The following is a 25982-nucleotide window of genomic DNA, read 5'->3' as shown; positions in this document are numbered from 1 at the left end:
GTACCGAAGGTAGAGGGAGTCGACCGACCCCGTCAATGACTTCTCATGAGAAGTCCCGCTAAGCTGTGTCCATGCCGAATCGCAGCCGCCCCAGCACCACGCCACGAATCCATGAGATTGCCTCCGACCTGCGGACTCGCATCGACGAAGGCGAGTTCGCAGCGGGCAGCAAGTTGCCCAGCACCCGGGAGTTGACCGAGCAGTACGACATCAGTGCACAGGCCATCGCACGGGTTGTCTCCCTGCTCAAGGCGGACGGAGTAGTAGAGGGGCGACAGGGCGCCGGGGTGTTCGTTCGGGCGTGGCGCCCCTTGGTCTACCGACCGCAGAGCGAGTTTCGCAGGAAGCCCCCGACTGTCGACATCTTCACAAGCTTGTTGGAGTCAGAGGGGCGAGACGGAAGTCAGACGATCGAGGTGGAGACTCGACTTCCCAACGAGGCGGTCCGTCAGCGGCTCCAGCTTCCCGAAGGGGAGCCTGTCGCCGTGCGTCGTAGGACGAGTTACGTCGACAACCAAGAGCCCTTTGCCACCGACGACTCGTACGTACCTCTGAAGTTGGTCGAAGGGTCGGAGTGGATGACCCCGGGGAGCGTCGACCGTGGGACCAACCAAGTGCTTGCCGAACTTGGCTGCAAGTTGGTCCGGGCCCTGGATGAGATGTACATCAGGATGCCGAGGCCCGACGAGGTGAAACGCCTCAAACTCCCCGCCGGCACTCCGATCGCGGAACTGATCAGCACCGGGCACGACCGCAATGGCCGCCCCGTGCAGGTAACGTCCTGCATCCTTCCCGGTGACCGTCACGTCGTCGTCTACGAGCGGGTCGCACCGGGGGAGGAAGGCGAGTGATCATCGTGTGCGCAAAGCCCGCTGATATCCCGCGCCTTGTCCAGTTCCGGACCGATGCGGCAGCGTGGCTCGCCCCGCTAGGAACCGATCAATGGTCCACGCCCTTCCCGGAAGATCAGATAGCGGCAAGCGTGCGTGCCGGGGAAGTCTTCTTGGTCAAGGGCGCTGGGGACGGTGAAGCGGCGGCAACCGTGACCCTTGACCACGACATAGACGCTGAGCTTTGGGACCTCTGGACCCCAGAAGAGCGGGCAGAACCGGCCCTGTACGTGCACAAGCTCACGGTCGATCGTCGGTATGCAGGTCATGACCTGGGCGGGCGAATTCTCGATTGGGCTGGAGATCGAGCCGCCCGGCAGGGGGCACGGTGGCTACGCCTCGACGCATGGACCACGAATGCCAGGCTGCATGGGTACTACGCTCGGCATGGCTTCCAGCACGTCCGCACCACGGCGGACCCTGACGAAGTATCCGGGTGGCTGGCGCAGCGACCAGCCCGCTTTGCTCAGCATGGTTTCGAGGATCGAACTGTCTCCGACGCCTGCCCGCTCGCATAGGGCATCCGACGCCGACTGCACCTGCCCTCCCCTCTGGGAAGTCCGCGACATCCGCTACACCGCTACGTCGCAGGTCAGGGGCAGGATTTCTGTAGCGGATGGTTCGGGTGTAGCGGATAGGTCCGCTACAGCGCGGTCTCTTCCCCCTCCCCCTCTGAGGTCCGCTACTTCCGCTACCGCCGCTACCGTGCAGGTCAGGGGCATGATCACGGTAGCGGGAAGGGGTGCTGGTAGCGGACAACTCCCGCTACCGGCCCGGTGACCGGCCCTGGCCGCGCGGGTCAGAGCGGAAGGGCAGCATGGACCGCCTTCGGCGGACGACCCTTGGGCGCCCACGGCGGGAGCTCCCGGCGGGCCGTAGGCGGCTGCTGGCGCGACCACGACCGGGGGGCCGGGCCGGGCTCTCCCACCTCCTGAAGAGCCGTGCAGGGGCGCCCACGGGCCGCACCAAGCCCACGGTCGCTCACCTGGTTCCGGGCCGGGGAATCCTGAGTCGTTGGGGGAGTTTTTCGAAAAACCGCGACTCATCGCGACTCATCGACTCTCAGCGCAGGTCAGAAGGGGTGTCCCTGAGTCGGTTCATCGCGACTCATCGGCACTCAGAGCGCACTCATCGCGTCTCAGGCGGGGATGGTGAGCGGCTTGAGTCGCGATGAGTCGCGACTCAGCGCAATGTGCGCGGAACTCGGGACGGCCTTCCAAGGCGGCACGGCGAGACGAGCCTCCCCTTGAAAGGCCGACCGCACGCCGTGGTGGGGCGAAGAGGCCACCCACGCCCGGCCGCGCGGGGGTGGCCTCTTCTCTGCCCACCGACGACTCGCCGCACGCCCTGCTAGACCTAGCACCCACTGCTGCTAGGTCTAGCAGCGCTCCTAGCGCCACAGACCGGGAGTGACCAGCGGCCTAGCGTCTAGCGGGGCCGTTCTCCATCACACGGATGCTGCCCCCAAAGGGCGGGTGCCGCGCCGCGCTGGCCGCTAGCCGCTAGCCGCTAGCCGTGGGCATGGTGCGGCCCGTGGGCGCCCATGGAAGGCTCTTCAGGAGGCGGGGGCGCCCCTTCGCGGCCCGTGTTTGTCCGAGGTTCGGATTTCTGCGTCACAGCGACATCTGCGACATGCGGTGCCCCTGACCTGCACTTTTCGGGTGACGCAGAGGTTCGGAGGTGCGTCAACGGTGACGCGGGGTGTCCGTCAGCGGTGACGCAGATGTCGCAGGATGACGCAGACATTGCCGTCTGCGTCACGCCTGTATGTGCAGGTCAGGGGCCATTTGATGTCGCAGATGTCGCACGTGACGCAGGATTTCCTACTTAGGAAAAAAGAGGGAGTGTCTGTTGTAGTTGGGTGCGCCTCGGCGTTCGGCGCCGAACATCAAGAAGAGCACCCGGGGCCGTGGTGCTCTTCTTGATTGTCCCCCCGGTCGTGGTCACTCCAGCAGCCGCCTACGGCCCGCCGGGAGCTCCCGCCGTGGGCGCCCGAGGGTCGTCCGCCGAAGGCGGTCCATGCTGCCCTTCTCGTTCTGACCCGCGCGGCCGGGGGCGGGTCACCGGGCCGGTAGCGGGAGTTGTCCGCTACCAGCACCCCTTCCCGCTACCGTGATCATGCCCCTGACCTGCACGGTAGCGGCGGTAGCGGAAGTAGCGGACCTCAGAGGGGGAGGGGGAAGAGACCGCGCTGTAGCGGACCTATCCGCTACACCCGAACCGTCCGCTACAGAAAACCGGCCTCTGACCTGCGACGTAGCGGTGTAGCGGATGTCGCGGACTTCCCAGAGGAGGCACCGCCGGGGCGGCCGACCACCGAGGCGATGACACCCGAAGGGAGGGGCCATGTTGGGCCCACAATCCACTGGGTCGCGGACCATCGCGGACCACCCATCCTGACCTGCGCTTTTACCGGGGGCCAGAACGGGAGCATCGCGGACCACTCGTTGAGAGTTGGGGGCGATGCCCCAAACTCTCCAGAGAGTTTGGGGTGATACCCCAGGTGGTCCGCGATGGTCCGGACGTCGAGTCCCACAAAACAGCAGGTCAGGATGGGTGGTCCGCGATGGTCCGCGACCCACAGCAATGTGACGCCAACTTCCCCCGCAGGCACCCCGGTCGGCCTGGTGCTGGCCGGGAGTCGCTTCCGAGGAGGCTCTTAGGGGAGGGTGTGACGCGGGGTGTGAGGACTGGCCCCGGCGGGTGTGACGGGAGGCGTGATGCGGTGTGACGGGCCGCTGTTACGCCCGCGTCACGGCGCGTCTGCCTAGGGGTTTGGGTGTTACGCGGCCGTCACGTGTGACGGGCGTCAGGCGACCGTTACGGCAGCGCGGGGCGCCGTCGCACCCGGGAACGCGAGAGGACCACGCCGACGACTCCACGCTTCTCCCGCCCGGATCGCTCGGAAGTGTCAGAGCGGGTGTCAGGGGGCGGCCGGCGGGGGTGTCAGGCGTGGTGTCAGAAGGTGTCACCGCCGGGTGTCAGGGTGCGTGACACCCGCGTGTGCCTAGGGGTTTGGGTGTCACGGCCGGTCTGACGGCCGACAGGTGTCAGGGCAGCCCCCCACCTAAGAGCCTCCCGGCCACCGGTCCGGGCCGCGGGCGCCGTTCCAGCCGTGCGGGCGCATCCGCACGGCGCCCGCACGCCGTGCGAGCTGCCCTGCTCCCGGTGCGAGGTGGCCTCTTGGCAGTCGCTGTGCGGGGGCGTGCGGCACCCGTGCGGGAAGCGTGCGGCAGGGCCACCCACGGCTGCCGGGGAGCTCCCGGCACGGGCACCACTTGTCGCTTGTCGCTTGTCGCTTGTCGCGACAAGCCTGATAGGGGCCCAACTCCCTCCCCAACCCCCGTGATGGGGGTGACAGGCGACAAGCGACAGGCGACAAGCGACAAGTAGGGGGCTCTTAGGGAGGGCGCCCATGGTCTGCCACCGGTCGGCCTGGTGCCGCTCGTAGTCGCTCCCGCAGCCGCCTATGGCCCGGCGGGAGTTCTCGCCGTGGGCGCCCGAAGGTCGTCCGCCGAAGGCGGTCCTTCCTGCTCTTCTGCTCTGGCTCGCGCACGGCAGGGAGGGAGGCAGGAGGGGCGCGGTGAGGCTGTTTTCCGGGGTTTCCGGACTGGGCGAGGCGGCGCCTCCCTTGCCTCCCTGACGAGGGTCGTTGCAGGTCAGTACGGGGAGGCAGGGCCAGGGAGGCGGTCAGGGAGTTCTCCCTCCTTCCCTGGCGCCTCCCTGACCGCCTCCCTGGACTCGCATGGGCCGCATGGGGCATCCGGCGGGGAGGCGCTCCCGGCCCCTCTACCCCCTCTACCTTGCAGGTCAGGGGCCTTTACCGACCCCTCTACCGAGGTAAAGGCCCCCCGCTACCTCAGCGCCGGGTGAAGACCGCTCGCGCCCCAGAGCGGCCAGGCCCGGCGGCGGCCGGGAGGTAGAGAGGGAGGGCTTTACCTCGGGCCCTCTGTGGGCCCTCCGAGGACGACCGACGACGACCAACAACGACCAACAACGACCGTCCTGCCGCAGGTCGGACGGGGCGCGCACCCTGCTGACCAGGGCCGAAAAACGGGCCCGCCAGACCCAGGGCAAGAAGAAGTAACCCGACGTGATCAAGCCCCCTACCTGCGGCCGCGGGCCGCAGGTAGGGGGCTTTTCGCTATCAGGAGGGAGTGAACTCGTACTGCAGCTCGTAGAGGTGACCGGCCTTGGTCATCACCGTCGCCTCGATGGGGCGCTGGTCGTCGCTGTAGACGACGCGCAGCGTCCGCAGGACCGGAAGGTTTCCCGGCAGGTCGAGCACCGCGTACTGCTCCTGGGTCGGTACGCGCGCGGAGACCTTGTCGACGCTGAGGCGGGGCGGGTAGCCCAGCTCCGCGAGGAGGGCCGGGGTGCCGCCCTTGATCTTGCGGCGGTCCATCATCGCCGTCCCGTGCGCCAGCTCCAGCGGGTAGTACGACTTCACCAGCTCCACCGGCTCATCGTCCATGAGCAGCACCTGTGCCCGCAGCAGCGCCGTGCCGTCCTCCGGGAGGCGCAGGGCCTCGGCGACGTCGGCGGGCGGGCGGATCTCGGTGACGTCGAGGAGCCGGCTGCTTCCGCGCGCCTGGTGGCCCGCGGCCTCGCTGATCCATCGGTACGGTTCTCCGGGCGCGGCCGGGGCCATGTACGAGGCGGGTCGCATGGTGCGCTGCCGGTGTTCGCGTACGGTGACGGCCGCTCCGGCCCGGCCGACCGCCAGCCCTTCGTCCTTCAGGAGCTGCAGCGCTTTCTGCACGGTCGCGTTCGAGGCGGTGAACCGCTCCTTGAGCTGGGCGGTCGAGGGAAGCTTGGCGCCCGGAGGAAGGTCGCCGGACATGATCTCGTCGCGCAGGTCGGCGGCGATCCGTTCATGCAGCGACCGCTGATCGACTGCGTCCTGTTCGGCCTTCGGCACGGTCATCCCATCCTGAGTTCGTAGCGCAGGCGCTGGCGTTGGGCGGGCATGGTGATCAGGTCGGCCTGAATGGCCCGGTCGGCCCCGTCGAGTACGACCCGCTCCAGGCGCAGCACCGGCTCCTCCGCACCGATCCGCAGCAGCTCCCGCTCCTCTGCGTCCGGCATGCGCGCCGTCACGTCCTCGCGTACCCGCCGACCCACATGCCCCAGCTCGGCGAGCAGCGACACCGCTCCTCCGCGGATCTTCGTGGTGCCCGCGAGGCCGGTGCCTGCCGCGATCTGTGCCGGGTAGTAGGAGTCGGTCAACTCGCACGGCTCCTCGTCGAGGTACATGATCCGGCGCCGTACGACGACCGTATCCCTGTCCTCGATTCCCAGCAGGCGGGCCACGACAGCCGGAGCGGGAACCTCCCCGGCGTGCAGGATGCGCTGCGTCCCACGCCTCCCGCGCGCCGCCGCTTCCTCGCCCCATGCGTCGCCCTGACCGCCGCCTTCACCAGGCCGCAGATAGGGCATCGAGGAACTGATCCACGCATCGCTGGCCACTGAGCCCCTCCTCAAGCGGGATCGACACTCGCCGACCTTGCCGCTTTACACAGTAAGCGACCCCTTGGTCACCACCCCTGGAGCCTACCTCGCTACCTTTCGTGAATAGCGATAAGGTGGCCTCGCTCATGCACCCAGCTCTGAGGCGGTGACTCGCCATGCCCCTGACGCGGCAGCAGTCCTTCACGCGGCGCAAGCCATCCATCCGCGCAACGCGACAGTTTGTCACCCGCACGCTCTCCGAATGGGGTTACGTCGACCGCTTGGAGGAGATCCAGTTATGCGTATCGGAGATCGCCACCAATGCCCTCCTGCATGGCGTCCCACCGGGCCGGCTGTTCCGGGTACGGATCGAAGTGGTCGGGGACGAGGTGCGCATCGAAGTACGCGACTCCGGCCCCGGCCGACCGGCCGCCCAATCCCCGCACACGGACAGCGAGAACGGCCGTGGCCTGCTTCTCGTAGCCGAACTGGCGGACGCCTGGGGCGACATCGAGCACACGGTCGGCAAGACGGTCTGGTTCACGGTCAAGGCAACGCAAGCGCAGGGGCGCGCCCAGTGACGGCCCAGCGCGACCATCAGCACGGCTGCTGCAACCTCGACCAGCTCCATCGCGACGAGATCGCAGTGGCGATGAACTGGGTGGTCCGCATCTGCCAGGACATCATCCGCGACCACAGTCACAAGACCTTCTGGGTCCCCACCGGAACCGTGACCGGCACAGCCCCGACCACGGACGGCCTGATCGAGTCGGCTCGCGCTGACGTGCTCGGCAAGCTCAGGCGCCAAATCGACGGCGCAGAGGCCATCATCAACAACACGGAGCACGAACGCGCCCGGCACCAGCGGTGAGTTGCACCCTGCCGGCAAGTACTCAAGGCGTCGCGCCATCGGCGCGGCGGTGCGACAGACAGAGGGCGTGGGCGATGCATCAGCCCCGAGGGCCTATGCCCGGCGCGTCAGCGCAGCGCCGCCTCGCCCGAGTACACCGCACGCAAAGCGTGCTCGACTGTCTCCTCGTTTTCGCCGACCGGGGCCACGTAGTCCAGGACGCCCCGCGCGGCGGCCTCCCCGACGGTTCGGGTGATGACCCATGTGGCGAGGTACTGGGACGACAGGCAGCCGCCCGCCGTCGCGATGTTGCCCTCGGCGTGGAAGGGGACGTCCAGCACGGTGACGCCGCTGGCTTCGACGAAGGGGCGGCTCTTCATGTCCGTGCAGGCGGGCATGCCATCCAGCAGCCCGAGCCGGGAGAGCACCAGCGCGCCGGAGCACTGGGCGCCGATCAGCTGGCGCTCGGGGTCGAGGGGCAGGCGGGAGATCAGTTGGTCGTCGGCGACGACCTCGCGGGCCTTTACTCCGCTGCCAATCAGGACGACGTCGGCTTCGGTCACGAACTCCATCGGGCGCTGGCCGGTGACCTCGACGCCGTTCATGGAGGTGACCACCGGCGTCGGTGTCGTGATGAACGCCTCCAGACCGTCCTTGCGGCATCGGTTGATCAGCGCGGCGGCGATGAAGCTGTCGAGCTCGTTGAATCCGTCAAAGGTGACCACGGCTACCTGCGGCATGGCATCTCCTCACGAGCGGTACGGCGGGTCAGTGTCTCCCGAGTGCCGGGGCCAGGGCGCGGGCCAATTTGGCATCGGTGGCTCAACCGGCCATAAGACCTCTTAAGGACTTACGCTGAAATCGTCCGCAGCGGCCGCACAACCGGGGACGGGACGGTGAGCTACCCATGGCCAAGTACGAGCAGATCGCCGATGCCCTGCGGCAGGGCATCCGCGCAGGTCAGCTGCTCCCCGGGGAGCGGCTGCCGGCCGAGGACAAGCTTGCGGCGCGGTATCGGACCAGTGTGCCGACGCTTCAGCGGGCGCTGTCGGAGCTGGTGGCCGAGGGGCTGATCGACAGGCGGCACGGGGTGGGGACCTTCGTGCGCACCCCGCGTCGGCGGGTCATGCGGAGCAACGATCGGCACCAGTGGGAGAAGGACCGGGCGCGCCGGTCCACGGCGGAGCGCCTGCGGACCGGGTCCACCGAGCACGACACCGGGCTGGAGGTGACCGACCTCGCCTTTCACGCCGAGTACCGCGATGCGAAGGCCGACGACGATCTGGCGTCCGTCTTCCGTATCCCCGTGGGCACGCGGCTGCTGGAGCGGATCTACCGCACCAACTGCCGCGCGGAGGACGCGCCGTTCGCCCTGGTGCACTCGTATCTGGTCCACGATGTGGTGGCCGCCAATCCGGATCTGCTCGACGCCGCCAACGAGCCCTGGCCCGGCGGCACCCAGAATCAGCTCTACACGATCGGCATCGAGCTGGACCGCATAGAGGAACGGATCACGGCCCGGCCGCCGACGGTGGAAGAGGCCGAGGCGCTCGGGCTGAAGAAGGGTGTGTCGGTGATCGTCCTGCGCAAGATCTGTACGGATATCGGCGACCGGGTCGTGGAGGTCTCCGACGTGACGCTGTGCGGAGACCGTACGGAGCTCGTCTTCACCACGCCCCTGACGAGGTGGTGATCATGCCCAACGTCATTACCGTCATCACCGCCGTCCACGCCCCGGGCGCCGAGCATCTGCCGGACGCCTACAAGTCGTTGCGCGAGCAGGAGCTGCCGGACGGCTGGGACTGGCAGTGGGTCATCCAGGAAGACGGCGAGACCGACGCCGTGCGTCCCTACGTCCCCGATGACGCCCGTGTCAGCTTCGGCCAGGGCCGGGCGGGTCGGGCCGCGATGGCCCGCACGATGGGGCTCGCGCGCGCCGAGGGCGAGTACGTCAGGGTGCTGGACGCCGACGACATGCTCACCCCCGGCGCCCTCGCCCGCGACCTCCGCGCGCTCACCGACCACCCCGCTCTCGGCTGGGCCACCTGCCGGGCCCTGGACCTGCTGCCCGACGGCTCCACCGTCGGCTTCGAGGGCGATCCGCCGCAAGGGCCCATCGCGCGCGGCGCCCTCCTCGAATTCTGGCGGGCGAACGGCTACCGAGCCCAGGTGCACCCCGTCACCCTCTTCGTACGCCGGGACCTGCTCCTCGCCCTCGGCGGCTGGATGGCCCTCCCCGCGTCCGAGGACACCGGCCTCCTCATGGCCCTCAACGCGGTCAGCCGCGGCTGGTTCACCGCCGAGACCGGCCTGCTCTACCGCAAGTGGCCCGGCCAGGTCACCAGCCAGTCCGCCCACACCGACGAGGCCGAGCGCACGGCCCGGTTCGCGGTGGTCGAGGCGCGGGCCCGGGTCCTGGCCGCCATGGACGGCTGGCGCTACGACGCGAGCTGAAACGCCTGCTCGGCCGGCACCGATGAGTTTGTGCGGCGTCCCCGGTCTGAGAGGAGGAAGAGCTCACCGACTCAGGAAGAGCTCACCGACCGCTTCCCACGGAGGGGCATCATGAGGAAGATCAGCGCCAGCCTGTTCATCTCGCTCGACGGGGTCGTGGAAGCGCCCGATCAGTGGCACTTCCCCTATTTCAACGACGAGATGGGCGCCGCCGTCGACGCGTCCTTCGCCACGGCCGACACCCTCCTCATCGGCCGCAAGACCTATGACAGCTTCGCCGGCGCGTGGCCGGACCGCGAGGCGGCGGGCGGCGAGGACGCCCACTTCGCCAAGAAGCTCGGTGACGCCCGCAAGATCGTCGTATCGCGCCAGGACCTCACCTTCACCTGGCGGAACTCCGAACTGCTCGAGGGCGAGTTGGCGGACGCCGTCACCGCGCTGAAGAGCGAACCGGGCGGGGACATCGCCCTGAGCGGCTCGGTCTCGGTCGTCCGGCAGCTCCTGGCGCACGGCCTGCTGGACGAGTTGCACCTGCTGGTCCACCCGATCGCCGTCCGCAAGGGCATGCGGCTGTTCGACGAGGGCGAGACCACGATCCCGCTGAAGCTGCTCTCCTCCGAGACCTTCGGCACCGGTGTGCTGCACCTGGTCTACGCCCTGGCCGAACCGACGGGCGACGCGGCCTACGACGACGCCAAGGCCCACCTGCCCCAGAACGATCAGTAGCGCCGTCCGTCTTGTGTCAGGGCAAGGTTTCCGCGTCCACCCGGGAAAAGACCAGATCGCTTTCCTCGGCGACCGGGCCCCGCCAGCGCATCGGCACCTCCGGGGCGCGCCGGAGCGCGTCCGGGTAGCTGGCTGCCGCGTAGTCGTTGGTCAGGCGGTAGACGTGGAAACCGTGGTCTTTGAGAGCGACCAGCAGCTCTGCTACGGAGTCTCCCAGCTCGGACATGCGCTGCGGGGTGACCTCGACGGTCAGTTCGGCGTCCGGGCGCAGCTTGTCCAGGAGGGGGAGAAGCCCCCGGACGACGCCGCCTTCCGCGCCCTCCACGTCGATCTTGATCACCCTGGCCCTGGTGATCTCTTCCTCGGTGAGGAGGCGAGGCAGGGGCTGGGCCGCGATGTCGAAGGTGGACTCGGCCGGGCCGTCGTAGGGGACGACGCTGTTCGCGCCCATGTTGCGGGAGCTGGCGAGGATGAACGTCAGCAGCTCGTCGCGGTCGGAGACGGCCGCGTTGAGCGCGCGGATGTTGGCGCAGCCGTTGCGCCGTGCGTGCCGCAGGAGGATGCGGTGGAAGGTCGGCGAGGCTTCGATCGCCACCACCTTGCCGCGTGCCCCGACGAGGCGTGAGGCCAGGATGCTGTAGTAGCCGATGTTGGCCCCGACGTCCACGAAGACGTCCCCGGGCTTGAGGCGCCGCTGGAGCCACCGCGTCATATGCGGCTCCCAGACGCCGAATAGGTACAGGTAGCGCTGGATGAGGTCCTGTGTGTCGACGGCGAAGGTGGCGCCGAAGCGGGTACGGGCCAGGCGGTGCAGGGGGCGGTCCCGTAGTGCGGCGTTGAGGTGGTTCTCGACCAGGGCCCGCTTTCCGGCGCTCCAGGGCGTATGGCGGACGTACTCGCGGCCGAGGTCCAGAGCGGCCTGGTCGAGCCTGTGGCTGCTGCGGCTCACGGGGCCTCCAGGGGGTGAAAGGTCGTTCTGGTGCGGCGTCTCCCCCTGACCTGCTTCCCCCTGACATGGAAGCGCCCGACCGCTGGCGACGGGGGATGCACCAGCGGTCGGGCTGTACCTAAGCGTAACGCGGCTCCTCGCGTGTGGGGGCCGACTCCTCCCTCCGATGAGGAGTTGTGACCGCGATCACGCAACGTTCTCGCAACGTGGTTACCGCCCACATGGCGGCTCGTACGACAGCCGCGGCAGGTACTCGTGCCATTTCTCCGGTGTCAGCACGCCCCGGGTCATCGAGCAGATACGACGATCCGCCACGCCCACGTCCAGGCTCCAGAGCCGGACCGTGTCGGCGCCGCTGGACACTCCGAGCATCCGGTTCTGGCGACTGAACGACAGGAAATTGCCGGTCTTGGCGTTGGGGCTCAGCGACTGCCCGATGGACGTGGCCTTGGACGGGACGGTGACGTCCCAGAGGCGGGCCGTGTTGTCGTTGCCGCCGCTCGCCAGGGTGCTGCCGTCCCGGCTGAACGACAGCGACACGATCGCGTCGGTGTGGCCGGTGAGAGGGGAGCGCAGCCGGGTCGCCCTGCTGGGATCGGTGACGTTCCAGAGCCGGACGGTGTTGTCGTCGCTGCCGCTGGCCAGTGTGCGGCCGTCCGGGCTGTAGGCGAGCCGGTTGACGGGGCCGAGGTGTCCCGTGAGCGGCGCGCCTCGTGGGGTGGTGTGGCGTGGGTCGGTCACCTTCCACAGGCGGATGGTGTTGTCCGCGCTGCCGCTGACGAGCGTACGGCCGTCGGGGCTGAAGACGAGGTCGTTGACGTAGCCCTTGTGGCCGGTGAGCGGCGTGCCGAGCCGACGGACGTGGGAGAGGTCGCCGACGTCCCACAGTTGGATGGTGCGGTCCTCGTACGCGGTCGCCATGACGTGCCCGTCCGGGCTGAAGGCCAGGGCGCTCGCGAACCGGGTCCGCAGGGGGAGGGGCGACTTGTAGGCGACGGGGTGGGCCGGGTCGGTGACGTTCCACAGTCGCAGCTCGCGGTTGCCGGTCATCACCGCGAGGGTGTGGCCGTCGGGGGAGAAGGTCAGTTCACGTACCGCGTCCTCCCCGGGGAGGAACGGCTTGCCCAGCGGTGCCGGCCGGCTGGGCTTCTCCACGCTCCACAGCCGGACCTTCTCGTCGCGCCCGGCCGTGGCGAGCACCCGCCCGTCCGGGCGGAACACCCCCATCCGGCCGACCATGTCCGAGGTCGGCAGCGACCACAGGCGGGCCGTGTTGTCGCCGGACCCGGTGGCGAGGGTGCGGCCGTCGGGGCTGAAGCCCAGGGCGTACATCTCGCCGCTGCTGCCCGCGAGCGGCTCGCCGACCTGCGACGGGTATTGCGGATCGCTGACGTTCCACAGGCTCGCGGTGCTGTCCTGGCTGGCGGCGGCGAGCATGGATCCGTCCGGGCTGAAGGACACGGACCAGATGGGGCCGGTGTGGCCGGTGAGCGGCGAGCCGAGCGGCTCCGCGTGGCGCGGATCGCCGACGTTCCACAGGCGGATGGTGTTGTCCGCGCTGCCGCTGGCGAGAGTGCGGCCGTCAGGGCTGAAGACCACGGAGTGCACCAGGTCCTTATGGCCGGTCAGCACCGTCTCGATCCGCTTCGGACGGCGCGGATCGGCCATGTTCCACAGCCTGATCGTGCCGTTGTCGCCACCGGCCGCCAGGGTGCGGCCGTCGGGGCTGAACGCCACGGAGCGCACGGCGGCGGTGTGGCCGGTCAGCGCGCCGAGCGGCTTCGGCCGGTCCGGGCGGCTCAGGTCCCAGAGGCGAACGACGCGGTCTTCCGTGGCCGTGGCCAGCGTGCGCCCGTCCGGGCTGAAGGCGAGCAGATAGATCGTGCCGTCGTGGTGGGACAGGGGCGCGCCGATCGGGCGCGGATGGCCGGGGTTCCGTACGTCCCACAGCCGGACCGTGCCGTCGTCGCCGGCGCTGGCGAGGGTGCGGCCGTCCGGGCTGAAGACCGCGCTGCTCACCCAGCTCGTATGGCCGGTGAGGGGTTTGCCGAGCGGTTTGGGGCGGGTCCGGTCGCTCACGTCCCACAGCCGTACGGTCCGGTCGTAGCTGGCGGTGGCCAGGAGCCGCCCGTTCGGGCTGAACGTGGTGAGGTAGACGGCGCCGGTGTGGCCATGGAGCGGGGTGGCCAGCGGCGCGTTCACCATCGAGAGCAACCGGTTCTTCGTGGCCTCGTCGTCGGGCCGCAACCGGTGTGCCACCAGGGCGAGTTGGGCGGACAGCGACGGATCCGTGTACTGGAAGCGATCGGCCTCGGTGACCACCTGCTCGAACACCGCGTCGTCCCGCTGCTGCCAGGCGACCACCGCCGTACCGGCGGCCAGCACCGCCAGGACGACCAGAGCCGACACCGCGCCTCGGCTGAGCCACACCGTGCGCCTGCGCAGCCGGACGGACGCGGCCAGGAATTCCACCGCGCTGCGGGTCAGATAGGTGCCGCCGGCGGTCTTCGCCCAGGTGTGGGCCTGCTCCAGGCGGGAGCCGCGGTAGAGCAGTGACGCGTCGCGGTTCGAGCCCTCCCAGGCCCTGCCGTCCTCCTCCAGCCGCTGGCGCACCAGATGGTCGTTCCGGTCCTCGTCGATCCAGTCGCGCAGCCGTGGCCAGGCGTGGAGCAGCGCCTCGTGGGTGATCTCCACGGTCTCCGCGTCGAGCGTCACCAGGCGGGCGCGGACCAGCGCTTCGAGCGATTCCTCCGTCTTGCCCGGGTCTGTCGACTCCTTGGCCAACTGGTGCCGCGTCCCGCGCCTGCGGGTGGCCTGGGTGTCCTCGCCCAGCCGGACCAGCCGCAGAAGAAGCAGTCGCGCGGCCGTGCGTGCCTCGGTGTCCAGGTCGGACCAGGCGCGTTCGGCGGTGGCCGCCACCGCGCCCTGGATGCCGCCCGCCGCGCGGTAGCCGGCCAGCGTCAGCCGTCCCGCCTTCCGCCGCTGCCAGGTGGCGAGCAGGGCATGGGAGAGGAGCGGCAGCACGCCCGCGTCATGCGTGCCACGAGGGCTGTCGGCGCTCACTTCACGCACGATCAGCTCCGCCAGCCCCGGTTCGAGTTCCAGCCCCACGGCCTTGGCCGGGCCGGTGACCGCTTCGCGCAACTCCGCGGTGGTCAGCGGCCCGAGCACCATGTGCCGGTGCTGCAGCGCGTCGGCCAGTTCGGGATAGGCCAGGCACAGCTCGTAGAAGTCGGCACGTATGCCGAGGACGACGAGCACGGGGGGCGGCTCGCCCGGGCCGTCGGGCGTGCAGACGGCGTGCAGGAGCTGGATGAACGCGCGCCGGTCCGCCTCGTCGGCGCCGAGGGTGAACGCCTCCTCGAACTGATCCACGATCACCACCGGACGGGCGGTGGCGGACGTCTCGCGTTCGGCCCAAGCCATGACGGCCTCGCGCACCGCGCGCGCGAACCCGGGAGTGCCGGGCCCCCGCGCCTCAGCGCCGGGCTCCCGCGCCTCCGGTTCCGCCGACGCGGGGACGACGTCCGCGAGTTCGGGGATCCGGCGGGCCAGCTCGGCGAGCGGATCGGCGCCCGGCACGAGCTGCAGCACCCGACTCTCGCGCAACGCGGGCACCCGCCTCTCGCGCAACGCGGGCACCAGCCCGGCGTTCAGCAGGGAGGACTTCCCCGCCCCGGAGGCGCCCACGAGCACGACCAGGCCGCCCGTCTCCTCCGCCGCGCAGAGCTGAGTGACGAGGGCGTCCGTGCTCCGCTCCCGGCCGAAAAACCACCGGGCGTCCTGCTGACGGTACGAGGCCAGCCCCCGGTACGGGCATACGCCACCGGAGACGGCCGGGGTTTCGGCCGGGGGCCGTTCCTCCTCTTCCGCTGACGGGTCGGGGCGTTCGCCGACCGGGTCGGCCACCGCCCGCTCCCACAGCCGCTGCCAGTGGGCCATGTCGTACAGGCCCTTGGACACCGGCACGGGCCGCGCGCGGCGGGCGTCGGGTATCAGGACGAGCAGTACGGCCGCGAGGGCGATGAACTGGGCGGGTACGTTCTTGGCCCGCCGCCAGTCGCTGATCCGCTGGGCGGAGACCCGTACGGGACGCCCTCGCTCGTCGGCCCGCTGGAGTCGGACGACCGCCTCGGACACGCTCTTGAGGGGAGGGTTGCCGGCCTCCCGGTACAGCAGCGCGAGGCGTTCCGCGAAGGCTGTGCGTGCCCCCGAGTCGGAACTCAAGGTCTCCACTCCTTACTTCCCCCGCGCTCTGAACATCCGGACCGGAAAACTCACTTTATACGGCTGACCAGCGGTGAAGCCGGTATCGCGATGCCGGAACCTCCTCGGCGGGAGGCCCAACTGGCAGGATCATGGCGCAGTAGCGCACCCCACCACGAGCCGCCCAGCAAGGCCATCAGCTCAGCGCACGGAGAGACAACCCATGACATCGCATGTTCTCGGTCAGCTTTCGGCGAAGTCACGTGTTTCGCCGGAGCCACCAGAGGGCGGTCGCGGGGCTCGTCGTATGAGCTCGAGAGATCCGTGGAGCCGGTCCCGTCCGGACGGCTGTCGCATCGACCACGGGTCCGGCCTTCGCACCTGATCCGCACCGGCACGGCGCGGATCGCCACCGCCCCACGGTTCGGCACCGGTCCCCACGAGGGGAGGGACCGGCGCCGAACGTGGGAGCGGGTCAGGTCATCTGGGCGCGGCGGGCCAGTCGCCGGGGCCGCCGCCGTTCCATTCGATCAGCTCGGGGTTGTCGAGGGTCGCGTTCTCTTCCAGCACACCCGCGCGCTGCAGGAGCCGCCGGAGCTCGTCCGCGCTCACCACCACGCCGACGTCCTGGCCGTCGATCAGCACACGACGGCGGCCGTCCAGCGGTTCGTCCACCACTACGCGAGCCGGGGCCGGGGTCTTGTCCTCCATAGCACCAGGCTCGCCGCATACGGCGCCGACCGCACCTCGGGCGGGACGTGCCGACGAGGCCGAACGGCAGAGGGCCGGGAACCGGTCACCTGGTCCCAGGCCCTCCGTCATGCCGGTCGTGCGGTCCTGCGGTCCTGCGGTCGCGCCGATCCTGCCGGTCGTACGGTCGTGCCCGTCAGCCGCAGCAGCCGCCGCACTGGCACGGGCCGCCGGACTGGCAGCCGCAGCCGCAGCCCGATCCGCAGCCACATGCGCCGACGGGGTGGCCGACGGGTTGGGTCGGAGGGGGTTCGGGCTTGGAGAGGTCCGCCATGCGTCGCCTCCTCGGGAGGGGTCACGTCACTTGCCCCTCATGGTGCCGACGACCCGGCGGCCGCGCGCAGGGGCGCGTCGACGGCGCTTCGATGCACGCCGTCGCGGACGCTCACGCCCCTGCGGCGTCTCCCTGCGGGGACATCTCGTCGGCGTGCTCGCCGGTGACCAGGTAGACCACGCGCTTGGCGACGGAGACCGCGTGGTCGGCGAACCGCTCGTAGTAACGGCCCAGCAGCGTGACGTCCACGGCGGTCTCTATGCCGTGCTTCCAGCGGTCGTCCATCAGGTGCTGGAAGAGGGTGCGGTGCAGCAGGTCCATCGCGTCGTCGTCGTGCTCGAGCTGGAGCGCGAGGTCGACGTCCTTGGTGATGATGACCTCGGCGGCCTTCGCCATCAGCCGCTGCGCGAGCTGGCCCATCTCCAGGATCGTGGCGTGCAGATCGTGCGGCACGGCCGACTCCGGGAAACGGAGCCGGGCCAGCTTGGCGACATGCTGCGCGAGGTCGCCGGAGCGCTCCAGGTCGGCGCTCATCCGCAGGCTGGTCACCACGATCCGCAGATCGGTGGCGACCGGCTGCTGCCGGGCCAGCAGGGTTATCGCCCGTCCCTCCAGATCCCGCTGCAGAGTGTCGACCTTCTCATCGGCGGCGATGACGCTCTCGGCGAGCTTGAGGTCCGCGTCGAGAATGGCAGTGGTGGCACGGCCGATGGCCGAACCGACGAGCCGGGCCATGTCGACCAGACCGTCCCCGATCGAATCAAGCTCCTCGTGGTACGCGTCCCGCATCACTGACCTCTTTCACTGACTCTCGGTGACGATCTCTGACAGGTTTCTGGCAGATCTCCGTGGCTATTGCCCTCGAGGGCGAGGGCCCCACACTTCCACGCTCCGGCCGGAACGCGTCCGCTTCCGGCATCGGGCGTGAATCACACCTAACTCCCAGGTGAACTCTCGGCAACGTCGCCCCGGCCGCCCCGTGTGGCACCCGCCCGGCGAAACGTCCGGAGTGAACCGATACCGACGCCCCGGTGAACTCTCGGCAACGTCTGACCAAGGGGATCGTCACGGGGCTGTGGAGCGGTCTCGCCGCCCGCATAACCTTGGACGCATGAACGTGAACGCGGCGATCGCCGCAGTGGCGGCGCTCGCCGGGTTGTGCACCGGCGTCATCGCCATGCTGGCGTTCCGCTGGAGCGAGCGTGAACAGGCGAAGCCTACGCGTTCCTCACTGCATACCGACGCCGTGCTGCCGCCCGGCGTCGACACCGTCCTGTCGGTGCTGCGCTCCTCGGCCGTCGTCCTCGACGAGGCGGACGCCGTCGTCAAGGCAAGTTCGGCCGCGTACGCGCTTGGCCTGGTGCGCGGCGGCAAGCTGGCCGTGGAGCCGATGCTGGCGATGGCCCGCGACACCCGGCGGGACGGCGAGATCCGTCAGATCGAGCTGGATCTGCCGCGCCGCGGCACCGGCCGGGGCGGGGACGCGCTCGCGGTGTCCGCCAGAGTGGCCCCGCTGGGCTCCCGGCTGGTTCTGCTGCTCGTGGAGGACCTCACCGAGGCCCGCCGGATCGAGGCCGTGAGACGTGACTTCGTCGCCAACGTCAGCCATGAGCTCAAGACCCCGGTCGGCGCGCTGTCCCTGCTGTCCGAGGCCGTGATGGACGCGTCCGACGACCCGGAGGCGGTCAACCGCTTCGCCGGGCGGATGCAGGTCGAGGCCACCCGGCTGACCAGCCTCGTCCAGGAGCTCATCGACCTCTCCCGGGTGCAGAACGACGACCCGCTGGAGGACGCCGAGCCGGTCCGGGTGGACGAGCTCGTCGCCGAGGCCATCGACCGGTGCCGTCACCAGGCGGGCACCAAGCAGATCACGATGGCCACGGGCGGCACCGCCGATCTGCACGTATGGGGCAACCGCGGCCAGCTCGCCGCCGCGCTCGGCAATCTCGTCGAGAACGCGGTCAACTACAGTCCGGCCCGTACCCGCGTCGGCATCGCCGCCCGCCGCATCCCCGCCACCGGCGGGGACCTGATCGAGGTCGCCGTGACCGACCAGGGCATAGGCATCTCCGAGAAGGACCGCGAGCGGATCTTCGAGCGCTTCTACCGGGTCGATCCGGCCCGCTCGCGGCAGACCGGCGGGACCGGGCTCGGTCTCGCCATCGTCAAACATGTGGCCGCCTCGCACGGCGGGGAGGTCACCGTGTGGAGCGCCGAAGGACAGGGCTCCACCTTCACCCTGAGACTCCCGGAAGCCGGTGCGGCACGGGACCGGGACCGCTCGCGGAGCCAGCCGAGCGAGTCGAGCGAGTCGTACGACACCGGAGCAGACCTCGATGGCGAGGACCACGGCCGGCCGTACGAGACCTTCACCAATGAACCACTCTCTGCCCCGGAGGTCCTTCCGTGACCCGAGTTCTGGTCGTCGAGGACGAGGAATCGTTCAGCGACGCACTGTCGTACATGCTTCGCAAGGAGGGATTCGAGGTCGCGATCGCGACGACGGGGCCCGAGGGCCTCGACGAGTTCGAGCGCAACGGCGCCGACCTGGTGCTGCTCGACCTGATGCTGCCGGGCCTGCCCGGTACGGAGGTCTGCCGCCAGCTGCGCGGCCGGTCCAATGTCCCGGTGATCATGGTGACCGCCAAGGACAGCGAGATCGACAAGGTGGTCGGGCTGGAGATAGGCGCCGACGACTATGTGACCAAGCCCTTCTCCTCACGTGAGCTGGTCGCCCGGATCAGAGCCGTACTGCGCCGCCGCGGTGAGCCGGAGGAGATCACCCCCGCCGCCCTGGAGGCCGGGCCGGTCCGGATGGACGTGGACCGGCATGTGGTCACGGTCGGCGGCGGCAAGGTGGACCTCCCGCTGAAGGAGTTCGACCTGCTGGAGATGTTGCTGCGCAACGCGGGCCGGGTGCTGACCCGGATGCAGCTGATCGACCGCGTCTGGGGCGCGGACTATGTGGGCGACACCAAGACGCTCGACGTCCACGTCAAGCGACTCCGGGCCAAGATCGAGCCCGACCCGGGTGCGCCTCGGTATCTGGTGACGGTGCGGGGTCTGGGCTACAAGTTCGAGCCGTAAGCCATATGCCGTAGAGCCGGACCCGGGTCCCCGCGCCGCCGGACGGAGTCCGGCACAGCGTCCCGAAGCCCGTGAGGCCCGCCAGGGCCGAGCGGTGCGAGGGGCGCACGCGGGAGGGGGCTCGAGCCGGACCCATGCGCGAGGGCGGCCCTGGAAAGCTCCAGGGCCGCCCTCGCGCATGTCCGGGGCCGGTCTCGGCGACCGGCCCCGGTGACCGGTCTCAGTGACCGCCGCCGTTCGGGTTCGGCTCGCCCGTCGCGATGCCGTTCGGGGCGCCGCTGCTCTGGTCGGAGCCCGGCTGGCCGCTCGCCGAGCCGGACGGGGTGCCGCTGGGCTTGCCACTGGGCGTACCGCTCGGCGTGCCACTGGGCGTCGCCGAGCCCGACGGCTTCGCGGTCGGCAGCTCGGACGGGCCCCAGCCCTTGAAGTAGCTCGTCGCCGGGACCACGAACGCGGTGACCGGGATATTGCCGGTCGAGCTGAGGTCGAAGACGACCCGCTCCGCGTTGCCGTCCTGGGCGGCCTCGCGCCCGTCGCTGATGACGGCGGAGGCATTGCCCTCGCCGCCGAAGGCCACCGAGCCGCCGGCCGGGACGACGACCGGGCCGGTCTTGCCCTTGGCCGGGGTGAGCTTCACCCGCGCATCGGTGCCGGGGAGGGTGATGGCCTTGACGGTCTGGTCCCCCTTGCCGTTGTTGAAGAGCCGGCCGGTGACGACGGCCGGGCCCTTCGCCTTGCGGTCCGGCTGGGTCACCAACGTGGCGTTCTGGATCTTGATATCGCCGACAGCGGTCGCGGCGTTGTCGGGCTTGACCTCCAGCGTCTGTGCGTCGTTCCCGGCTCCGCAGGCGGAGAGCGGGGCGACCGAGACCACGATGGCGGCTGCGGCGAGGGCGCCGCGTCGAAGGCTGCTGCTCACGGCGGCGGCATCTCCTAGGACGAGGTGGACGAGGTAAAGATTGGATCAGCGCGCTTAGATTACCGATCCGCCCTCTTCGGCCCGCACCCGACCCGCCCCAAGGCGCTCCGCCCCGGGCGGGGCACCCGTGCGCTGCCGGTTCCGGCGTGCGTTACGAGGTCCGTACGGCGCCGTCCTGAAGTCCCGAATATCGGCTCGGCCGTTCGCGCCGGAGATTATCGGTAAGGAATCCACGCATGTCCGAGAATTGATCACGGGCTTGATGCGCTCTGCGTGATCAAGTCTGTGATCAATTCTCGAATCGGGGCGGGATCGCTCGCTCCTGATCCGAACGGAGTAGCGGAAGTCCATCGACTGGACTCCGGCAAAACGGGACGTACGGCCACTCGTTCGGGCTTCTTCGGGTACGTAACGGGCGGGTTTCCGCGTGCCCGGACAGCGGCTCCCACCTGCGAATACCCGGTTCCGCACGCCTCGTGCAGCACGTTCCGGTCGCACTTGTCAAGCCCCGAGATATGCCCTGACCTGCGAAAACGCCATTCAGAAGAAGGCGTTCCCGTGTTACCCTGGATAGCCACGGAAGGGGTACCTGTCACATGACGTTCAAGGTTGGCGACACCGTGGTCTATCCCCATCACGGGGCCGCGCTGATCGAGGCCATCGAAACTCGCCAGATCAAAGGCGTGGACAAGACCTACTTGGTGCTGAAGGTCGCTCAGGGTGACCTGACGGTTCGTGTGCCGGCGGACAATGCGGAGTTCGTCGGTGTGCGTGATGTGGTCGGCCAGGACGGGCTGGATCGGGTCTTCGAGGTGCTGCGTGCACCGTATGCGGAAGAACCGACGAACTGGTCCCGTCGTTACAAGGCAAATCTCGAGAAGCTCGCCTCCGGCGATGTGATCAAGGTGGCCGAGGTCGTGCGTGATCTGTGGCGCCGAGAGCGTGAGCGCGGACTCTCCGCCGGTGAGAAGCGCATGCTCGCCAAGGCCCGCCAGATCCTGGTGAGCGAACTCGCGCTCGCCGAGAGCACCAATGAGGACAAGGCCGAGGCTCTGCTCGACGAGGTTCTCGCGTCCTGAATATCAATGCCGTGGTGCCCGAGTGACTCAGACCTCTGATTCCCGCTAAGTCGTCTGTCGCCGGGCGCTGCGGCATGCGTATGCACCGGACGCTGTGATCCCCACGCGGTGATCTCTTGTGAGCCTCCGGTCGTCGCACCTCTGTGCCGGTGCGCTCAGCCGCGCCACGGTGCGCGGTGGAAGGTGTGCCGGGCCCGGGCAGCTGACTCGACCGGTCGTCACGGAAGGGGCCGGTCGGGCCATCGCGCCCGGCACGCTGTGGCCATACCCATCTCGGCTGAGGAAGCAAACCTGAACGCCAACTCAATGTCCGCAACCCCGGATCACGGCGGCTCCGGCGCGTCCGGCCGACCCGCCCGCACCGCCGCCGTGATCCCCGCCGCGGGCCGCGGCGTGCGGCTGGGCCCGGGCGCCCCCAAGGCGCTGCGCCCGCTGAGCGGCACGCCCATGCTCGTCCACGCCGTACGGGCGATGGCCGGATCCCGCTCCGTCTCCCTCGTCGTCGTGGTCGCCCCGCCGGACGGCGCCGACGAGGTACGGCGGCTGCTGGACGCGTATCCGCTGAGCGGCAGCCTCGCCGACACCACCGAGGTGGTGGTCGTGCCCGGCGGCGAGACCCGTCAGGAGTCGGTGCGCAAGGGGCTGGCCGCCGTCCCCGAGACCGTCACCACCGTGCTGGTGCACGACGCGGCGCGGCCGCTGGTGCCCGTGGACACGGTGGACGCGGTCGCCGCCGCCGTACGGGACGGATCGCCCGCCGTCGTCCCGGCGCTGCCGCTGGCCGACACCGTCAAGCAGGTCGAGCCGCGCACCGGGGAGCGGGCCGGCGAGCCCGAGCCGGTCGTCGGCACCCCGGAGCGCGCCCTGCTGCGCGCCGTCCAGACCCCGCAGGGCTTCGACCGCGCCACGCTCGTGGCCGCCCACGAGAAGATCGCCCTGGAGGGCGAGGGCGCGACGGACGACGCGGGCATGGTGGAGCGGCTCGGCGTCGAGGTCGTGGTCGTCCCCGGCCATGAGGAGGCGTTCAAGGTGACCCGGCCGCTGGATCTGGTGCTGGCCGAGGCGGTTCTGGCCCGCAGGAGGGCGAACGATGGCTTCTGACGCGGTGGCGCTCCCCCTGGTGGGCATCGGCACGGATGTGCACGCCTTCGAGAAGGGGCGTGAGCTGTGGTGCGCGGGGCTGCTGTGGGATGGCGACGAGTACGGAGAGTACGGACTGGCCGGCCACTCCGACGGCGATGTGGCCGCGCACGCCGCCTGTGACGCGCTGTTCTCCGCCGCCGGGCTCGGTGATCTCGGCGCCCACTTCGGCACCGACCGCCCCGAGTGGTCCGGCGCCGCGGGCACCACGCTGCTCGCCGAGGCGGCCCGGATCGTGCGGGACGCGGGCTTCGGGATCGGCAATGTGGCGATCCAGGTGATCGGCGTGCGCCCCAAGATCGGCAAACGGCGCGCAGAGGCGACGAAGGTGCTGACGGCGGCGGTGGGCGCCCCCGTCTCGGTGTCCGGTACGACCACGGACGGCCTGGGCCTGACCGGCCGGGCCGAGGGCCTCGCGGCGATCGCCACGGCGCTGGTGGTCCGGCGGTAAGGGGGCAGGGGCGTCGTCGGCCGCTGCCCGCGCGTCCCACGCCCCGGTTTCGTCCCGAGTGTCACGCTTCTGTGTCCCCGCCGGGGAAGGCGCACGGGGCACCGTTCACTTCCCACTACCCTTGATGCGTGACTATTCGCCTGTACGACACCAGCGCCCGGCAGATCCGTGACTTCACCCCGCTCAAGCCGGGCTGTGTCTCGATCTACCTGTGCGGCGCGACCGTGCAGGCGGCCCCGCACATCGGGCACATCAGGTCGGGGCTGAACTTCGACATCATGCGCCGCTGGTTCGCCCACCGCGGCTATGACGTGACGTTCATCCGCAATGTCACCGACATCGACGACAAGATCATCGCGAAGTCGGCGGAGCAGAAGCGGCCGTGGTGGGCGATCGGCTACGAGAACGAGCGCGCCTTCAACCAGGCGTACGACATCCTCGGCTGCCTGCCCGTGACCTATGAGCCGCGGGCGACCGGTCATGTTCCCGAGATGATCGAGATGATGCGGGAGCTGATCGACCGGGGTCATGCCTATGCCGCCGAGGGCAATGTCTACTTCGATGTGCGCTCGTTCCCCGAGTATCTGAAGCTCTCCAACCAGGATCTGGACGGACTGCGCCAGCCCTCCGGCGAGGGCGAGATCGGCAAGCGCGACCCGCGCGATTTCGCCATGTGGAAGGCGGCGAAGCCGGGGGAGCCGAGCTGGGAGACCCCGTGGGGGCGCGGCCGTCCCGGCTGGCACCTGGAGTGCTCGGCGATGGCGCACAAGTACCTCGGGCGCGCCTTCGACATCCACGGCGGTGGCGTCGACCTGATCTTCCCGCACCATGAGAACGAGATCGCGCAGGCCAAGGCGTTCGGCGACGACTTCGCCGCCTACTGGGCGCACAACGCCTGGGTGACCATGAGCGGCGAGAAGATGAGCAAGTCGCTCGGCAACTCGGTGCTGGTCTCCGAGATGGTCAAGCGCTGGCGTCCGATCGTGCTCCGCTACTACCTGGGCACCCCGCACTACCGGTCGATGATCGAGTACAGCGAGGAAGCCCTGCGCGAGGCCGAGTCGGCGTTCGCGCGGATCGAGGGCTTCGTCCAGCGAGTGACCGAAAAGGCAGGGAAGGCAGTCCCTGCCGCGGCCGAGGTGCCGCCCGCCTTCGCGGAGGCGATGGACGACGACCTCGGGGTGCCGCAGGCGCTCGCCGTCGTCCACACCACCGTCCGCCAGGGGAACTCCGCCCTGACCGCCGACGACAAGGAGGCGGCGGTCGCCCGGCTTGCCGAGGTGCGGGCCATGCTGGGCGTGCTGGGCCTCGACCCGCTCGATGAGCACTGGGCGGGCGGCTCGGACCGCGGTGAGGATCTGCACGGCGTGGTCGACTCGCTCGTCCGGCTGGTCCTGGAGCAGCGGCAGGCCGCGCGGACCCGTAAGGACTACGCGACGGCGGACGCGATCCGCGATCAGCTACAGCAGTCGGGTCTGGTGATCGAGGACACCCCGTCCGGACCGCGCTGGGAGCTGGGCCAGCGCTGAGGCCCTGGCCCTGACCTCCTGTGTTGTGCCGCCCGGCGCCCCGGGCGGCACACTTGTGACCGTACAAATGACCGCACAGACGCCTTTGACCTCACAGACGGGTGACGTTCGGCGTCCGAGCCGCTTGCTGAGCGCCGCTGAGCAGTGAAGAGACAGGTGACCATTCATGGCCGGCAACAGCCAGCGCAGGAACCGCCGTACCAGCAACAAGAAGGGTGCGACGGTCGGCAGCGGAGGCAAGCGGCGCCGCTCCCTCGAGGGCAAGGGGCCGACCCCGCCCGCCGAGATGCGTAAGGGACATGCCAAGCAGCGGATCGCCAACGCCCGCACCCGCCAGGCGGCCAAGCGCCCCGTCGCGCGCCGCGGCGGCAAGGGGTCGAGCGAACTGGTGGTGGGCCGTAACCCGGTGGTCGAGGCGCTGCGCGAGGGCGTTCCGGCGAACACCCTGTATGTGCAGCAGTTCATCGACAGCGACGACCGGGTGCGCGAGGCGCTGAAGCTGGCCGCCGACCGCGGCGGCATCCACCTCATGGAGGCGCCCAAGCCCGAACTCGACCGGATGACGAACGGCCTGAACCACCAGGGCGTGGTGCTCCAGGTCCCGCCGTACGAGTACGCCCACCCCGAGGACCTGAGCGCGGCCGCCTTCGACGAGGGCGAGGACCCGCTGATCGTCGCCCTCGACGGCGTCACCGACCCGCGCAACCTGGGCGCCGTGGTCCGCTCGGTGTCCGCCTTCGGCGGCCATGGCGTGGTCGTACCGGAGCGGCGCGCGGCCGGGATGACCGCGGGCGCCTGGAAGACCTCCGCGGGCACCGCCGCCCGCACCCCGGTCGCCCGCGCGACGAACCTCACCCGGACGCTGGAGGCTTACCAGAAGGCGGGCCTGACGGTCGTCGGGCTGGCCGCGGACGGCGAGGTCGAACTGCAGGACGTCGAGGCGCTGGACGGTCCGCTCGTGATCGTCATCGGCAGCGAGGGGAAGGGGCTCTCGCGGCTGGTGGGCGAGACCTGCGATCTGCGGGTGCGGATTCCGATGCCGGGCGGCGCGGAGTCGCTCAACGCGGGCGTGGCGGCGGGCGTCGTCCTCTACGAGGCGGCTCGGCGCCGGGCGTAGGGGGGCCTTTGGCGCGGGGCCCCTGGCGGGGGGTGCGGGCTGCTTGGTCCGGCGGGGCCCCTGGCAGGGGGTGCTGGCTGCTTGATCCGGCGGGGCCCCTGGGCCAGGGG

General features: G+C 69.9%; 22 protein-coding genes. 14 read left to right on the top strand and 8 right to left on the bottom strand.

What is annotated here, in order from left to right; all coding sequences use genetic code 11:
• The first annotated feature begins 71 nt into the window (after positions 1-71).
• A complete protein-coding gene (locus CGL27_RS22445) occupies positions 72-851 on the top strand; it encodes a GntR family transcriptional regulator (protein ID WP_119989594.1) in 780 nt (259 codons plus the stop codon).
• Positions 848-1408, top strand: coding sequence for a GNAT family N-acetyltransferase (locus tag CGL27_RS22440; RefSeq protein WP_119989592.1), 561 nt, complete (start codon positions 848-850; stop codon positions 1406-1408). Before CGL27_RS22445 ends, CGL27_RS22440 begins: the two co-directional genes overlap by 4 nt.
• 3629 nt (positions 1409-5037) lie before the next feature.
• Here CGL27_RS22440 and CGL27_RS22435 read toward each other — a convergent pair.
• Positions 5038-5817: a GntR family transcriptional regulator gene (locus CGL27_RS22435; RefSeq protein ID WP_119989590.1), complete on the bottom strand. Its 780-nt coding sequence runs from the start codon at positions 5815-5817 to the stop codon at positions 5038-5040.
• Positions 5814-6359 carry a UTRA domain-containing protein gene (locus tag CGL27_RS22430; RefSeq protein ID WP_119989588.1) on the bottom strand — a complete coding sequence of 182 codons (546 nt, stop codon included), beginning with the start codon at positions 6357-6359 and terminating at the stop codon, positions 5814-5816. Before CGL27_RS22430 ends, CGL27_RS22435 begins: the two co-directional genes overlap by 4 nt.
• Positions 6360-6517: 158 nt before the next feature.
• On the opposite strand from CGL27_RS22430, the gene CGL27_RS22425 reads away from it, so the two are divergent.
• A complete protein-coding gene (locus CGL27_RS22425; protein ID WP_119989586.1) occupies positions 6518-6922 on the top strand; it encodes an ATP-binding protein in 405 nt (134 codons plus the stop codon).
• Positions 6919-7212, top strand: a complete 294-nt coding sequence (locus tag CGL27_RS22420; protein ID WP_119989584.1) for a hypothetical protein — start codon at positions 6919-6921, stop codon at positions 7210-7212. The genes CGL27_RS22425 and CGL27_RS22420 overlap by 4 nt, the downstream gene beginning before the upstream one ends.
• A 107-nt stretch (positions 7213-7319) precedes the next feature.
• Here the strand turns inward: CGL27_RS22420 and CGL27_RS22415 are convergent, their stop codons facing one another.
• Positions 7320-7931 (bottom strand): DJ-1/PfpI family protein, encoded by a 612-nt coding sequence (locus CGL27_RS22415; protein WP_119989582.1) that lies wholly within the window; start codon positions 7929-7931, stop codon positions 7320-7322.
• A 167-nt stretch (positions 7932-8098) separates the two neighbouring features.
• Here CGL27_RS22415 and CGL27_RS22410 point away from each other — a divergent pair, with 167 nt between their 5' ends.
• The 3 genes from CGL27_RS22410 (at position 8099) to CGL27_RS22400 (ending at position 10371) form a co-directional block, all read left to right on the top strand.
• Positions 8099-8884 (top strand): GntR family transcriptional regulator, encoded by a 786-nt coding sequence (locus tag CGL27_RS22410; RefSeq protein ID WP_078642127.1) that lies wholly within the window; start codon positions 8099-8101, stop codon positions 8882-8884.
• Between the two features lie 2 nt (positions 8885-8886).
• Complete coding sequence (locus CGL27_RS22405) at positions 8887-9645, top strand: glycosyltransferase (RefSeq protein ID WP_078642126.1); 759 nt, start codon at positions 8887-8889, stop codon at positions 9643-9645.
• Between the two features lie 111 nt (positions 9646-9756).
• On the top strand, positions 9757-10371 hold the full coding sequence (locus CGL27_RS22400; protein ID WP_119989580.1) for a dihydrofolate reductase family protein: 615 nt from the start codon (positions 9757-9759) through the stop codon (positions 10369-10371).
• Positions 10372-10387: 16 nt separating this feature from the next.
• Here CGL27_RS22400 and CGL27_RS22395 read toward each other — a convergent pair whose 3' ends face one another.
• The 4 genes from CGL27_RS22395 to phoU all read right to left on the bottom strand — a co-directional run bounded on the left by CGL27_RS22395 (position 10388) and on the right by phoU (position 17339).
• Positions 10388-11320 carry an FkbM family methyltransferase gene (locus tag CGL27_RS22395; RefSeq protein ID WP_119989579.1) on the bottom strand — a complete coding sequence of 311 codons (933 nt, stop codon included), beginning with the start codon at positions 11318-11320 and terminating at the stop codon, positions 10388-10390.
• Positions 11321-11530: 210 nt separating this feature from the next.
• On the bottom strand, positions 11531-15556 hold the full coding sequence (locus CGL27_RS22390) for a WD40 repeat domain-containing protein (RefSeq protein WP_119989577.1): 4026 nt from the start codon (positions 15554-15556) through the stop codon (positions 11531-11533).
• A 450-nt stretch (positions 15557-16006) separates the two neighbouring features.
• Positions 16007-16237: a hypothetical protein gene (locus CGL27_RS22385; RefSeq protein WP_014061583.1), complete on the bottom strand. Its 231-nt coding sequence runs from the start codon at positions 16235-16237 to the stop codon at positions 16007-16009.
• 424 nt (positions 16238-16661) lie between these two features.
• Positions 16662-17339, bottom strand: coding sequence for a phosphate signaling complex protein PhoU (gene phoU / locus CGL27_RS22380; RefSeq protein ID WP_078642123.1), 678 nt, complete (start codon positions 17337-17339; stop codon positions 16662-16664).
• A 322-nt stretch (positions 17340-17661) separates the two neighbouring features.
• On the opposite strand from phoU, the gene CGL27_RS22375 reads away from it, so the two are divergent.
• Together CGL27_RS22375 and CGL27_RS22370 are read left to right on the top strand one after the other, a co-directional pair.
• Positions 17662-18960 carry an ATP-binding protein gene (locus CGL27_RS22375; protein ID WP_086708663.1) on the top strand — a complete coding sequence of 433 codons (1299 nt, stop codon included), beginning with the start codon at positions 17662-17664 and terminating at the stop codon, positions 18958-18960.
• Positions 18957-19637 carry a response regulator transcription factor gene (locus CGL27_RS22370; protein ID WP_014061580.1) on the top strand — a complete coding sequence of 227 codons (681 nt, stop codon included), beginning with the start codon at positions 18957-18959 and terminating at the stop codon, positions 19635-19637. Before CGL27_RS22375 ends, CGL27_RS22370 begins: the two co-directional genes overlap by 4 nt.
• Positions 19638-19857: 220 nt before the next feature.
• On the opposite strand, the gene CGL27_RS22365 is transcribed toward CGL27_RS22370, so the two are convergent.
• Positions 19858-20556, bottom strand: a complete 699-nt coding sequence (locus tag CGL27_RS22365; RefSeq protein WP_119989575.1) for a DUF461 domain-containing protein — start codon at positions 20554-20556, stop codon at positions 19858-19860.
• Positions 20557-21152: 596 nt separating this feature from the next.
• Between CGL27_RS22365 and CGL27_RS22355 the strand changes: the two genes are divergently transcribed.
• From CGL27_RS22355 to rlmB, 5 genes are all read left to right on the top strand, one after another.
• Positions 21153-21635 carry a CarD family transcriptional regulator gene (locus tag CGL27_RS22355; protein ID WP_009716930.1) on the top strand — a complete coding sequence of 161 codons (483 nt, stop codon included), beginning with the start codon at positions 21153-21155 and terminating at the stop codon, positions 21633-21635.
• Positions 21636-21941: 306 nt separating this feature from the next.
• Entirely contained in the window at positions 21942-22736 is a 795-nt protein-coding gene (ispD, locus tag CGL27_RS22350) for a 2-C-methyl-D-erythritol 4-phosphate cytidylyltransferase (protein WP_119989573.1), read from the top strand.
• Complete coding sequence (ispF, locus tag CGL27_RS22345) at positions 22726-23226, top strand: 2-C-methyl-D-erythritol 2,4-cyclodiphosphate synthase (protein WP_119989571.1); 501 nt, start codon at positions 22726-22728, stop codon at positions 23224-23226. The genes ispD and ispF overlap by 11 nt, the downstream gene beginning before the upstream one ends.
• Positions 23227-23354: 128 nt before the next feature.
• Positions 23355-24755: a cysteine--tRNA ligase gene (gene cysS, locus CGL27_RS22340; protein ID WP_078642118.1), complete on the top strand. Its 1401-nt coding sequence runs from the start codon at positions 23355-23357 to the stop codon at positions 24753-24755.
• Between the two features lie 166 nt (positions 24756-24921).
• Complete coding sequence (gene rlmB, locus CGL27_RS22335) at positions 24922-25872, top strand: 23S rRNA (guanosine(2251)-2'-O)-methyltransferase RlmB (protein WP_119989569.1); 951 nt, start codon at positions 24922-24924, stop codon at positions 25870-25872.
• Positions 25873-25982 lie beyond the last annotated feature (110 nt).

The sequence above is a fragment of the Streptomyces sp. 11-1-2 genome, assembly GCF_003595545.1.
Lineage (GTDB): Bacteria > Actinomycetota > Actinomycetes > Streptomycetales > Streptomycetaceae > Streptomyces > Streptomyces hygroscopicus_B.
Note: the sequence above shows the minus strand (reverse complement) of the source record. Positions and strands in the feature narration are given on the sequence as shown.

Bases quoted from the DNA above. Each gene is read 5' to 3' on its own strand.
- CGL27_RS22435 (WP_119989590.1), bottom strand. From the start codon at position 5,817: ATGACCGTGCCGAAGGCCGAACAGGACGCAGTCGATCAGCGGTCGCTG.
- ispF (WP_119989571.1), top strand. From the start codon at position 22,726: ATGGCTTCTGACGCGGTGGCGCTCCCCCTGGTGGGCATCGGCACGGAT.
- CGL27_RS22415 (WP_119989582.1), bottom strand. From the start codon at position 7,931: ATGCCGCAGGTAGCCGTGGTCACCTTTGACGGATTCAACGAGCTCGAC.
- CGL27_RS22410 (WP_078642127.1), top strand. From the start codon at position 8,099: ATGGCCAAGTACGAGCAGATCGCCGATGCCCTGCGGCAGGGCATCCGC.
- CGL27_RS22405 (WP_078642126.1), top strand. From the start codon at position 8,887: ATGCCCAACGTCATTACCGTCATCACCGCCGTCCACGCCCCGGGCGCC.
- rlmB (WP_119989569.1), top strand. From the start codon at position 24,922: ATGGCCGGCAACAGCCAGCGCAGGAACCGCCGTACCAGCAACAAGAAG.
- phoU (WP_078642123.1), bottom strand. From the start codon at position 17,339: ATGCGGGACGCGTACCACGAGGAGCTTGATTCGATCGGGGACGGTCTG.
- CGL27_RS22355 (WP_009716930.1), top strand. From the start codon at position 21,153: ATGACGTTCAAGGTTGGCGACACCGTGGTCTATCCCCATCACGGGGCC.
- CGL27_RS22425 (WP_119989586.1), top strand. From the start codon at position 6,518: ATGCCCCTGACGCGGCAGCAGTCCTTCACGCGGCGCAAGCCATCCATC.
- CGL27_RS22400 (WP_119989580.1), top strand. From the start codon at position 9,757: ATGAGGAAGATCAGCGCCAGCCTGTTCATCTCGCTCGACGGGGTCGTG.
- CGL27_RS22385 (WP_014061583.1), bottom strand. From the start codon at position 16,237: ATGGAGGACAAGACCCCGGCCCCGGCTCGCGTAGTGGTGGACGAACCG.
- ispD (WP_119989573.1), top strand. From the start codon at position 21,942: ATGTCCGCAACCCCGGATCACGGCGGCTCCGGCGCGTCCGGCCGACCC.
- CGL27_RS22445 (WP_119989594.1), top strand. From the start codon at position 72: ATGCCGAATCGCAGCCGCCCCAGCACCACGCCACGAATCCATGAGATT.
- CGL27_RS22375 (WP_086708663.1), top strand. From the start codon at position 17,662: ATGAACGTGAACGCGGCGATCGCCGCAGTGGCGGCGCTCGCCGGGTTG.